Genomic DNA, 12109 nt, shown 5'->3' with positions numbered 1-12109 from the left:
GTTTTATCTATTAGAAGAAATAAATCATAAAAAGTTACAGAAGAGGTTTGATTTACTTGAGATTGTTTATTTTGGTGTCACTTAGAAATCTTAATAATAAAAATGCAAACATTCTTAACAACAACCTGTCTTCTGTTTTTTACTTTTAATATATCACTTGCGCAAACCAATCATAATGATCTAAAAGATGTTAATTTAAAGGGGAATGTAAAATCATTTGGTCAATGTTTTCTTGATGGCACTGAGATACCTCTTGCGGATAATAATAAAATATGCCAAACGGGAATTGGTAATATGTATAATGAAAAAGGCTTTCTTCTTTCATCCAATTCCGTTTCTTATAATGCTAAAGTACTTGAAATGAAATATTATTATGATACAGATGGTGTTCTTAATGCGTCTGACTATTATTATCCGGGAACAAAAATGAGCCAATCATTTCTTATTACCGTAAAACAGGATACGACTAAAAATGAAGTAAGTTATTGGTTTTATGAGGGAAGTGTCTTGCAGTCGAAAACAGTTTTTATTCGTGATGAGAAAGGAAATTTAGTTGGGCATATGAATTATGGTAAGGATGAGAAGCTGAATATGGAAAAACATTATGAATATGATGCTGATAATTATAGAATAAAAGAATCGTTTTGGAGTATTAGTCCGCCAGGATATTTGGATAAACCAATACTTAAAAGTATAGTTACGTATAAAAATGATGAATTTGGTAATCCTATAATGAAAACCAATTCTAGTAGTAAAGAAACGACCACTTATACTTATAAATATGATAGAAATGATAATTGGTTGCTGCGTACTTCTTATAATTACAAAGGAGAGATTAATCAAATAGCCGAACAATATTTCGAGTATTATTAATGAATATGATAAGAGATTTGTTTTAAATGAAAAAAAAGTACTTTAGAGGGTCTGTCATTTCTGTAAAGATCCTAAAATGAAAAAAGGTCAAGTAAATTAATACTTGACCTTTTTTTTGTGACCCGACTGGGGCTCGAACCCAGGACCCCATCATTAAAAGTGATGTGCTCTACCAACTGAGCTATCGAGTCATTCTTTTCTTGAATGCGGGTGCAAATATAAGGAGTTATTTTTTAAATATCACTACCTTCTTTTAAGTTAATTTAATGTAAATGTATTGTTTTGGATTAATGAGTTGAAATAGAGGTGGAAACAAAAGAAAAATAAAATATTTTTTTTGTGGTTTTAATTTTTTGTGACCTTGACGGTAAGAAATCTGAACCTTTTATTAGAAGATTTGATTATAATAAACTACTAGATCATTTTTTTTCTATATTAGTTCAATCAAAAAATACAAAAAAAATGAAGAAATTCTTATTAGTTTTTTTAATAGCTATGATTCTGCAAAGTTGTAATGATTCTTATGAAATTGAGGAATTAAAAGCTATTGAAGATATTAGTAATGATTTTTTAATAAAAAAGGATTTAAATACATTGTTGAATGTACCTGATTCAATCGATCATATTGCAGTTTATAAGCCGAATATTGATTCATTAAATATAAAAGTTTATCTCTCTGATGCTCTTATTCCAATTGCTCAAGAAAAGGAAGATAATCTATGGATGTTTAAAAATAATGAATTTTCAAAATCTGATTCAATAATATTTTATGGTATTGTGAATTCAAATCGTTTTAAGGAACTTCAATATAGAGATTTTGACAAGAAAAAAATAAAGCTTAAAAAGCCATATAGCCAATCTGAGATTTCTGAAGTGAAGATTGTTGCAGATCAAGAATATAAAATTCTTAAGTTTTCACGTGTGTGTTTTGATGCTGAGAAACAAAATGGAATCGTTGTTGTTGAATTGCTGACTGGATTAGAATATGGGACTCAAAGCGGATTCAATGGTTCTGTTTTAATTAAAAAGAAAAATAATAAATGGGTTTGTATATTGCCAAATTAAAATAATAACAGTTTGTATTTGCATGATACAAGTATATATTACAAAATTAAAAAGATATAAAAAAACCTATTTCTCAATGAAATAGGTTTCTTTTTTGTGTGACCTTGACGGTACAGAATTCGAACCTTTTATTAGAAGATTTAAAGATTTTGAATGATATATAATTTTGCCATTTATTTTTAACTTCATTATTTAAAGTCTCATTCTCGTTCATCAAAGTAGAAAAAAAACCAGAGTTTACGCTTCTGTTAGTCCAAAAAGTATTCTATAAATAAAAGTTCGTTTGATAGTTTATGAAATAAAAATCTTATTTTTGAAAACAACTAACTACTGATTTTTGTGAGACATAGCTGTCTAAATCAGGGTAGATAAGTCTAACATCGTCAGACATATATGCGAGTTAGCAGATATTATTAAAACCGAACGAAATGGAAGTATTCTCAAAAGCATTTAACAGACCAAAAGACAGATTATCAAAAACCAAAAAGTCAATTTTCAATTCTTTATTTTTTGGAGAAAAAAAATTAAAAGATAATGAACAATTATTCCAATTGGCAAAAATATCTTATATGCGTAACTATGTAAGTAACGCATTGGAAACTATCAACTTGTGCCTAGAATCAGGAAATAGTGAAAAATGGGAATATTTTGCATTTAAAGCAAATTGTTATGAAGACTTATCAGAATATAAAAAAGCAATAGAAAATTATGAAATTGCTATAGAATTAAGTGAGAATGATGAAGATGTTTACGCATTATACCATCAAGTTGGTTTTTGCTTTTTAAATTTAAAAAATGATAATAAGGCTAAAGAATTTTACACATTTGCATTACAACTTAAAACCAATTTACAAAGTAAAAATAAAGAAGATTTAGAAGGTTTGGACGGAGGCGTATTACTTGGTGTTTCTCTTCAAAGAATTTATAATAATCGTGGCAATGCTCGAAAAAATCTAGGCGAGTTAAACGACGCAATAATAGATTGTGAAAAAGCAATTTCCATAGATAAAAATTATTCTAATCCTTATTTGCTATTATCTCAAATTTATGACTTAAAAGGTTATCAAGAAAAATCATTAGAGTTTTTAAAAGCATCAGCTAGATTAGGAAATAACTCTGCAAAGAACAAATTAGATGAAATTGGAATAAATCAAACTACAATAGGCAGTAATTCAATCGGAAATGTAAGGTTTGAATTGGAACAATGCTTAAAAGCGACTTTTGAACAACACGATTTAAATAAAGGGAAATTACTTGCAGAAGAATTAATAAACAAAGGAGTGAATGACATTATTCCGTATTTATGTTTATCTGCTATTTATGGAACTCAAGAAAATTGGAGATTATGCGAAAAATACAGTCTTGAAGGTTTGAAATTTGACAATAATAACGCAATGTTATTAAATCATACCGGAGTAGCTATGTGTGAATTAGGCAATTCAAATGGACTAAAATATTTAGAATATGGAAAAAATCTTGGAGACCCAAACTGTAGTGGAAACTATAACTATTGGCGAACTAAAATATAACATCTGCTAACAGCCGTTACACGAGATTTGGGCATTTGGCTGAATTTAAAGATTGTTTGTATTTGGAAAATTTGTGTTTAACCGAAAAACCTCGCATCTTTAATCCCAAACCTCGTGTAGCGCCAGAACGTTAGCACTAATTCTACCTCCGAAAAAAACGTACAAAATGACAAAAGCAACCATAAAAGCTCAAGAAATTATTAATTCAATCAATAATGGAGAATCAATCGTATCAATAAAATCACAATTTGACACTGATCAATGGTATAGTTATGGTTCAAAAGCTTATAATTTGTCTTTAGAAAATGCAAAAAAAGAAAGAAAACAAAAAAAAGAAAATGTTTTGACAACATCAAATGATGAAATCTCAGCAATTTTAAAATTAAACGAAAAACTATCTGAACACGCATTACTGTTACCAATATTCTCAACATTAGGAGAATTAAATCATATTACATCTCTTCTACCAAATTTACCTAACTCAGAAAACCAGATTCTTGAAATAATTGGTAAAATGACAATGCATCCTAAACTTAGAGTTCTTCAAAAAAAAGGTAGAATTGAAAAGTTTGAATATTTTAAAATTTTCTCTAAGTTAGTTGACGCATCTACTTTATGCTATTACAGAGGAAACTTTATAAGCTGTTATTTAACACTAATACCTGTTATTGAGGGAGTAATAATTAGATGGATGGGATTTTCTGAAACAGATTCTAAGCCAGAATTTGAAGAAATTAGAAAATTTTTCAAAAATTCTGCATTAAGACAACCTTTTCCCGCTAATATTCTTTTCCACAATATTTTCACAAAAGCTTGTGATAAAATACTAAATGAACACTTTTATAAACCTACTTCTACAGGGAATTCATATGCAAACTTTAATCGTCACGTTGCTTCACATTTATTAAATGACAATCAATTTGCTACAAAAGAAAATTGTTTAAGATTATTTATATTATTGGATACTATGACTGAAATTTATTTATATGAATCACGAGAAAAAGACCCACGATTTAATTTAGGTAACGAAGAGATAAAAGAAGATATTGATTTATTAACCGAAATATTGTTAGAAAACTTAAAAGAAACCCCTGAACAGAAATATTTTGGAACAAAACTAAAAGACATCGTACAATAAGAACTAGTGCTAACAGCCGTTTGGCGTGATTGGGGTTTTAGGCTGAATTTAAAGATGGTTTTGTATTTGGAAAATTTGTGTTTAACCGAAAAATCTCGCATCTTTATTCCCCAACCACGCCAAGCGCCAGAACGTTACCACCAATGCTAAAAGAAGAGAGAACTATATGAACAAGACAATGAAACTAATTTTAGGAATTTTTATTTTTCTATCACAATATTCATTTGGACAGACCTATAAGTATCCAAAATGCAATTCTCAAGAAGATTCCAACTTAAAAATTCTAAAAATTACTCGTGATGACTACTCTACCATCATAGATTTTGAATACATAAGAAGCGAAGCACAAGGAATTTACATTTTTTTGAATCCACCTAATACAGATGGTTCTTATTACATAAAAGCAGACGGCAAAACATATAAATTAACATCTACAAATGGAATTGGAAATACTAATGGAATTACGCCAGCAAGTCAATATAAGCCAGTTAACTTTTCTGCGACATTTGAAGCTATTCCAAAATCTGTTACACAATTCGATCTAATAGAAGGTAGCTCGACAGGGTCTTGGCATTTTTACGGAATTACTCTTATATCATCAAATAATACGAGAGATGAAACTAAAATATTAAAAAGTGAAGCAAAAATGAGAGAATCAGATAATCCATTGTCAAAACTAATTACTGTTATTCCTGCAGGCACAAGCATTAAGATTCTATCATTTTCAATTAGTGGTTATTATAAAGCAGAATACAAAGGGCAAATTGGATATTTAAATGAAATTTACTTTCAATCGTCACAAATTAATAGTTCCTCCTCCAGTAAAACTTGGGACGAATACAACTTAAAAGAACACTGGAAAACCAATGGAATGAGTAAATTTGAGGGTATATATGAATCTATTGGTTCGTATACTGATATTGAAGTTCCTTGTACTAATAGATATGGTCAAACTATCTGTTATATGACTTGGAGAAGTTATGACGTGAAATACCAAGTAGCATTAGTTAAACAAGCAAGTGACTACAACTTGATATATTTATCAGGGAATCCCAAAGGAAGTGAAAAAATTGGAGGTTGCAATTGCGATGGAGAATCATATTTGGCACCTACAAGCAATCACTGGAAAATTGGAGAAGTTAAAGCACGACTTTACAAGACAGCAACACCTGATTTTTATAAATGCGATTGGTTTATGGGAGATAAAACACTCAATCCTGATGGTTATATAACTTTTGAAAATTATGCATACTTCACATTATTATTGTCAGGAGAAAAGTTAACGTACTTAAAACTATATCCAACAGTAGATGAAAATATAGAACAAAACACTAATAAAATTGAAAAATCTTCTGGAACTGGTTATGCAATTTCATCGAATGGATACATTGCAACAAATCATCACGTAACAAATGGTGCAACTTCAATAAAAGTTAGAGGAGTTAATGGCGATTTTTCAAAAACCTACTCGGCAAAAGTTATTGTTGATGATAAAAACAATGATCTTTCAATTGTTAAAATTGATGATCCAAATTTTACTACATTAGGCACAATCCCTTATATAATTGCAAATCGTGCATCAGATGTAGGTAGTTCAATTTTTGTTTTAGGATATCCTTTGCGAGCAACAATGGGAGATGAGGTAAAACTAACAAATGGTATTATTAGTTCCAAATCTGGATTTCAAGGAGACATTACCTCTTATCAAATTACTGCACCAGTTCAACCAGGCAATAGTGGAGGACCATTGTTTGATGACAAAGGAAATATTATTGGAATTATAAATGCCAAACATGTTGGAGCAGAAAACGCTTCTTATGCAGTTAAAGCATCCTATTTAATGAACCTTATTGACCTAATGCCGACATCTCCAAAACTACAAACCATAAGCACTGTTACAGGTAAACCTTTAACTGAGCAAGTAAAGATTTTAAAGAAATTCACCTACATAATTGAAATCAATCAATGACAATAGAAACAAATCCGATAAGCAAATTAAAAATCTAAATTTTTCAAAATTCTTGTCGATCATTACAAACCCCAAATTTGATAGTGGACGGAAAATTTGTAATAGAATATTGAACGGTAAATTAAAGTGAAATAATATACACAACAAACAGACGCAAAAGCACAGGTGGTAACACACGCTACAACGCTAGCAGTCATTTTACCAGAACCGAAATTTAAACGAGAAAAATAGTGGAAAATTGAGAATTCTTATTGATACAAATATTCTGATAAACCTAGAAGACAATAAAGTCATTAATAAACAGTTTTCAGAATTTTACAGATTAGCAATTACCAATAATTGCAAAGTTTTCTATCATCCAAATGCAATTCCTATTGACATAAGTCGAGATAAAAATACCGATCGAAAAGAAATAATAAAATCCAAACTTGATAAATACGAAAAATTAAAAGATTTTTCAGAACCTACAATAGAATTCACTAATCATATTGGAGGCAAAAAAATAAATGACGAAATTGACAATAAACAATTATACCAATTATCTAAAGGTTATGTAGATGTATTTGTTACACAAGACAATGGAATTCATAAAAATGCAAAAAAAATTGGTTTACAAACAACGGTTTTAGATGTTAATCAAATTCTTTATTTATTAGAAGAGCAATTCACTATTAAAATCCCAACTCATCCAATTCTCAAAGAGCATAGCATAAGAGAAATTGAGAATAAATTCAACTCTGAATTTTTTGATAGCTTGAGAGAAGATTATGGAGGTGATATTTTTGACAAATGGTTGGCTAAATGCTTAACTAAAAATAGAAAATGCTATACATTGATTGTTAATGATGAATTACAAGCCATATTAATCTATAACGTTGAAACTGTAGAAGAACATCAATTAAAGAATATATTTGGAAAAGCTCTCAAAATTTGTACGCTTAAAGTTTCTGATACTGCATTCGGGATAAAACTAGGCGAATTATTTCTCAATAAAATGTTTGAATATTGTATTAATCAAAAAATAAATCATTTATATCTTACTGTTTACGAGAAACAAGAACATCTAATCAAGCTATTAGAAACCTTTGGTTTCTATAAAATAGAGTTTGAAAACAAACAAGGATTAATAGAAATTCAGATGATAAAATGTTTAGACAAAAAACAAATAAACGCTACTGAAAATTCAATTAATATTCATCCATTTTACATTGACAATCCAACGATTTCAAAATTTGCAATTCCAATAAGACCTGATTATTATGGTAATCTTTTCAAAGATGGACAATTGAGAATACCTACTTTGTTCGATACTTCGCCAGATAGTGTAAATGAAATCCAAGGAAATACAATCATAAAAGCTTACATTTCAAACTCTAAAATTAAGAATCTAAAACAAGGCGATTTATTATTTTTTTATTCTTCAAAAACTAATCAGGAAATTGAGCCAGTTGGAATTTTAGAAACTATACAAATAGTCAAAAATTTTGATGAACTATGGAAAATTGTTGGTAAAAAGACGGTATTTTCGCAAGAACAATTATTAGAAAAATTAAACGAAAAAGGAGAATTAAATGTTATTACGTTTCGACAGATTACTTACTTGAAAAAGAAAGTAAAACTGCCAAAAATTAAAGAAATAAAAAGCTTTAAAAATAAAATACAAACAATTACAAAAATATCAGAAACTGATTATCAAGAATTAAAAGATGAAAAATACTTTGACCAACGTTATATTATCGATTAAGCCAATTTATGCAGAAGCGATAATGGCAGGAACAAAAAAAGTTGAATTTCGTAAAAAAATTTTCAAGAGAGAAGTTGAAAAAATTTTCATTTATTCTTCGATGCCTAAAAAAATGATAATTGGATATTTTACGATATTAGAAGTTATTGAAGATACACCTTCCAATATTTGGAAAGAATTTAAAGACGTTGGTGGAATATCGGAAAAAGATTTTTTCGACTATTATAAAAACACAGAAAAAGGTTTCTCTATCAAAATTGATAAAGTAGTAAAATTTAAAGAGGAAATTGAACCAGAAGAGTTTATAGAAGAATTTTGCGCGCCACAATCCTATATCTACATCGAACAAAAAACGACTGCTAACAGCCGTTTGGCGAGATTGGGGGTTTAGGTTGAATTTAAATATAGTTTTTTTGTACTTGGGAAATTTGTGTTTAGCCGAAAACCCCTGCATCTTTAATCCCTAACATCGCCAAGTGCCAGAACGTTATGACTAATTGTAAAACAGACTACAGCGAAATTAAATTATGGAAATAATAATTGGAATAGTAGGAATAATAATTGGGCTTTTAATAGCAGTTGTTCCGTTTTTATGGAAACGATATGTAGCAAGACCAGAAGTGACCATTGAAATTATAAATAACGGAGGTTGGAGCTCTCCTCGAGGATTTAGCCAAAAAAACGAGGTAAATGAAAAAGGTTACATTGATGGAAATAATGCAATTAGAATATTTGAATTGAACTGGAAATTTAAAATCCGAATAACAAATAATTCAGAAGTAACGGCATTTTATCCCGAACTGAACTTTAATCCAAATGGACCAAAATTTACGCTAATTGATAAATTAAATAAACTTCAACCAATCAAAACTACAGAGAGTATCGAACTTAATGTAGAATATAGAAAATATGAAGAAAGAAGAGGTCAAGAACGTACAGATGTTGGAAGAGAAATGCCCAAGGAGTTTAGCGACCTTGGATTACTTTTAACTTATCAAAATTCACACAAAACAAACTTTTATACCTTACACAATTTTAGCGACAACAAAAGCAATTTCTTAAAGAAAAGACCTCGTGAATATAAAAACAACTAGCCATAACAGCTACACGAGATTTGGGTATTAGGCTAAATTTAAAAAAGGTCTTGTATTTTGAAGATTTGGCAAATCTGAAGGATAGGCTTAATTTAATCCCAAACCTCGTGTAGCGCCAGAACGTCAGCGGTAAGTGTAACCAAAAAATAACGTCAAAAATGAAAGCAATTGTAAAAAAGATTGATTACCAAAAAGGGTTTGTATATGTTTCGACTGAAGAGAACAACACTTCTATGTTTGAAATGTTATCTGATGATAATTTCGAAATTGAAGATGTTCTTTCTTGGGAAGAATATGAACATTTGGGACATTGCGAAATCAAAAATATTACACAAAATGAAATAGTTGAAGTCTTCTTTCAAAATCATTAAATAAATGGCATTATCAGAAAAACTAATACGAATATTGCGTTCTAATACTATATTATCAGAATTAGAGCTAAATGATTTAACAGAAAGACAAGGTTGGGATATAGTATATGCATTAAAGCCTAAAGCAGAACCTAAAATAGAAATCTGTTTTACGGGATTTTCACCGACCGAAAAAAGTGTATTAACTAAATTAGCAGAAGAAAATAATTTTCATATCGCGAAAAGCATAACAGTTAATTTAAATTTTTTGTGTTGTGGAGAAAATGCTGGACCATCTAAAATAAAAAAAGCAGAAGAACAAAATGTTATATCGTTAAGTGCGGAAGAGTTTCACAATTTAATTGAGACAGGAGAAATACCTCAAAACACCTACTCCTAATAACCGTTTGGCAAGATTGATGTTTTAGGCTTAATTTAAAGATGGTTTTGTATTTGAAAAGACTAGTGCTTAACCGAAAACATAAATCTTAATTTAGTCCCCAACCTCGCCACGCGGCAGAACTTTGGTGGCAGTAATCCAAAAAAATGAGAATAATAAATGAAAAATAAAAACTTCCGAATTATAATATTATTATTGATTTTAATATTTCCTATAATTATCTATATGATTAATTTCAGTAGTTCAACAATATCAAAGGACACAGAAATTTGGGGCAATTTTGGAGATTATGTAAATGGAACATTTATGCCAATTATTGCATTGTTGGGTGTTTTAGTAACTTATTATTTGGGAATAATATCTGAAAAACGAAACGAAGCAAATATTAAGATTGAACAACTAAAACACAGACCAATTCTTCATATTGGGTATTTTGATGCTGAAGACTTTATGGAGATTTTTATAGAAAACAAAGGGAACGGACCATTAATTATTAAAAAATATACGATAATTAATGAAACTAATAATACGGAAATGAATAGAATTTATGATTGTTTACCCGAATTAATAAATGATGATTATGACAACTATACAGGAAACATTATAGGAATCGTAATGAAAGCAAGTGAAAAATTTCAATTATTTCTATTTAAGAGCGAAGATGATGATGAAATTAGTAAAGAAAATAGAAGATTAATTCGTGAAAACATTTCGAAATATAAAGTATCAATTGAGTATCAAGATGTTTATGAAAATATAATGCCGAAATCTGAAAGAAGTTTAATTTGGTTTGGCAGAAACGCATAAAATTACTACCACCAACACACGCTATAAGCAATTCGGGGAATTGGCTAAATTTGAAGTTGGTTTTGTGCATGATAAATTACTACTTATCCGAAGATTTGGTTTCCATAACCAGAAACTACGTGGAGCACGAGAACGTTATCCGTAATACTTCCGCAATCTTATAAAAGAAAAACTAATAATGACAAAATTTGATGATTTTACTTTTGACCATTTAAACAATTTGCAAGTTGGAAAAATTGGAGAATATTGGGCAAAAATTTGGATGACATTTGCAGGTTTTGACATTTATACAAGTGAAGTTGACAACAAGGGAATTGATTTCATAATAAGAAGTGACAATGATAAGCACATTGATGTTCAAGTTAAAACTGTAAGAGAAAAAACAGGATATATTTTTGTGACGAAAGATAAATGGAAAAATGAATTGAGAGAAAATTTATATTTAGTATTAGTAATACTGAAAAACAATGAAATGCCTTCTGTGTTTTTTATTCCATCAAAAGTTTGGAGGAATCCAACATCACTTTTCACAGATAAAAATTATGAAAAAGATGGGCAAAAAAGCAAACCAGAATGGGGGATAAATATATCTCAAAAGAATATGGAAGAATTGAAGCAATTTGAAATAACAAAATATATTGCCGAAAATAAGACCTACTGCTAAAAGCCGTTAGGCAAGATTACGAATTCGGCGGTAAAATCACGTTTCGCGCTTCGCAAGAAATTTTATCTTTAACAGAAAAATAATTCTTTTTGAACGTCGGAAACTTGCTAAACGTCAAAAAGTTCGCAGTAAGTTTAACACAGAAAAATGGAACGAAATATGACAATTAAAAAGAAGACACAAATTTTCATTACAATTTCTGCAATTTTAGTTGGACTAATCCATTTGTTTTTACCTAATCTTAAAATTGATGCAATTTTTATAACTTTAATTATTATTGCCATCATACCTTGGCTTGAACCTTTATTGAAATCAGTTGAATTACCTGGAGGATTAAAAGTAGAGTTTCAAGATTTTAAAAAATTGGAAGATGAAGCTATAAAAGCTGGACTTATAAAAACTGAATCAAAAACCGAAATTATTGAAAGCAAACATACAGAAACTTATACTTTCATAGAAATTGCATAAAAGAATGA

At 29.3% G+C, this 12109-nt stretch carries 13 protein-coding genes and 1 tRNA gene; 13 read left to right on the top strand and 1 reads right to left on the bottom strand.

Going from position 1 to position 12109, the window contains the following annotated elements; genetic code table 11:
- Positions 1–102 precede the first annotated feature (102 nt).
- Entirely contained in the window at positions 103–873 is a 771-nt protein-coding gene (locus LNP81_RS00425) for a hypothetical protein (protein WP_230032493.1), read from the top strand.
- Between the two features lie 118 nt (positions 874–991).
- Here LNP81_RS00425 and LNP81_RS00420 read toward each other — a convergent pair.
- Positions 992–1064, bottom strand: a tRNA-Lys gene (locus tag LNP81_RS00420).
- A gap of 271 nt (positions 1065–1335) precedes the next feature.
- Here LNP81_RS00420 and LNP81_RS00415 point away from each other — a divergent pair.
- The 12 genes from LNP81_RS00415 (at position 1336) to LNP81_RS00360 (ending at position 12101) form a co-directional block, all read left to right on the top strand.
- Positions 1336–1938, top strand: a complete 603-nt coding sequence (locus LNP81_RS00415; protein WP_230032492.1) for a hypothetical protein — start codon at positions 1336–1338, stop codon at positions 1936–1938.
- A gap of 428 nt (positions 1939–2366) precedes the next feature.
- The gene (locus LNP81_RS00410) at positions 2367–3467 is read left to right on the top strand and encodes a tetratricopeptide repeat protein (protein WP_230032490.1); all 1101 of its coding nucleotides are present in this window, start codon (positions 2367–2369) and stop codon (positions 3465–3467) included.
- Positions 3468–3633: 166 nt separating this feature from the next.
- Positions 3634–4605: a hypothetical protein gene (locus LNP81_RS00405; RefSeq protein ID WP_230032489.1), complete on the top strand. Its 972-nt coding sequence runs from the start codon at positions 3634–3636 to the stop codon at positions 4603–4605.
- A 178-nt stretch (positions 4606–4783) separates the two neighbouring features.
- A complete protein-coding gene (locus LNP81_RS00400; protein ID WP_230032488.1) occupies positions 4784–6574 on the top strand; it encodes a S1C family serine protease in 1791 nt (596 codons plus the stop codon).
- A gap of 238 nt (positions 6575–6812) precedes the next feature.
- Positions 6813–8318: a PIN domain-containing protein gene (locus LNP81_RS00395; RefSeq protein ID WP_230032486.1), complete on the top strand. Its 1506-nt coding sequence runs from the start codon at positions 6813–6815 to the stop codon at positions 8316–8318.
- Positions 8281–8709 carry an ASCH domain-containing protein gene (locus LNP81_RS00390; RefSeq protein WP_230032478.1) on the top strand — a complete coding sequence of 143 codons (429 nt, stop codon included), beginning with the start codon at positions 8281–8283 and terminating at the stop codon, positions 8707–8709. The genes LNP81_RS00395 and LNP81_RS00390 overlap by 38 nt, the downstream gene beginning before the upstream one ends.
- A gap of 136 nt (positions 8710–8845) precedes the next feature.
- Positions 8846–9412 (top strand): hypothetical protein, encoded by a 567-nt coding sequence (locus tag LNP81_RS00385; protein WP_230032474.1) that lies wholly within the window; start codon positions 8846–8848, stop codon positions 9410–9412.
- A gap of 158 nt (positions 9413–9570) precedes the next feature.
- Positions 9571–9783 (top strand): hypothetical protein, encoded by a 213-nt coding sequence (locus LNP81_RS00380; protein ID WP_230032471.1) that lies wholly within the window; start codon positions 9571–9573, stop codon positions 9781–9783.
- Positions 9784–9787: 4 nt separating this feature from the next.
- Positions 9788–10162: a BRCT domain-containing protein gene (locus LNP81_RS00375; RefSeq protein ID WP_230032468.1), complete on the top strand. Its 375-nt coding sequence runs from the start codon at positions 9788–9790 to the stop codon at positions 10160–10162.
- A gap of 225 nt (positions 10163–10387) precedes the next feature.
- Positions 10388–10969 (top strand): hypothetical protein, encoded by a 582-nt coding sequence (locus LNP81_RS00370; RefSeq protein ID WP_230032466.1) that lies wholly within the window; start codon positions 10388–10390, stop codon positions 10967–10969.
- Positions 10970–11147: 178 nt separating this feature from the next.
- A complete protein-coding gene (locus LNP81_RS00365) occupies positions 11148–11633 on the top strand; it encodes a hypothetical protein (RefSeq protein WP_230032464.1) in 486 nt (161 codons plus the stop codon).
- A gap of 147 nt (positions 11634–11780) precedes the next feature.
- Entirely contained in the window at positions 11781–12101 is a 321-nt protein-coding gene (locus LNP81_RS00360; RefSeq protein ID WP_230032462.1) for a hypothetical protein, read from the top strand.
- Positions 12102–12109 lie beyond the last annotated feature (8 nt).

The organism is Flavobacterium piscisymbiosum (assembly GCF_020905295.1).
Taxonomy (GTDB): Bacteria; Bacteroidota; Bacteroidia; order Flavobacteriales; family Flavobacteriaceae; genus Flavobacterium; species Flavobacterium piscisymbiosum.
This window is presented reverse-complemented; position numbering and strand designations above follow the sequence as displayed.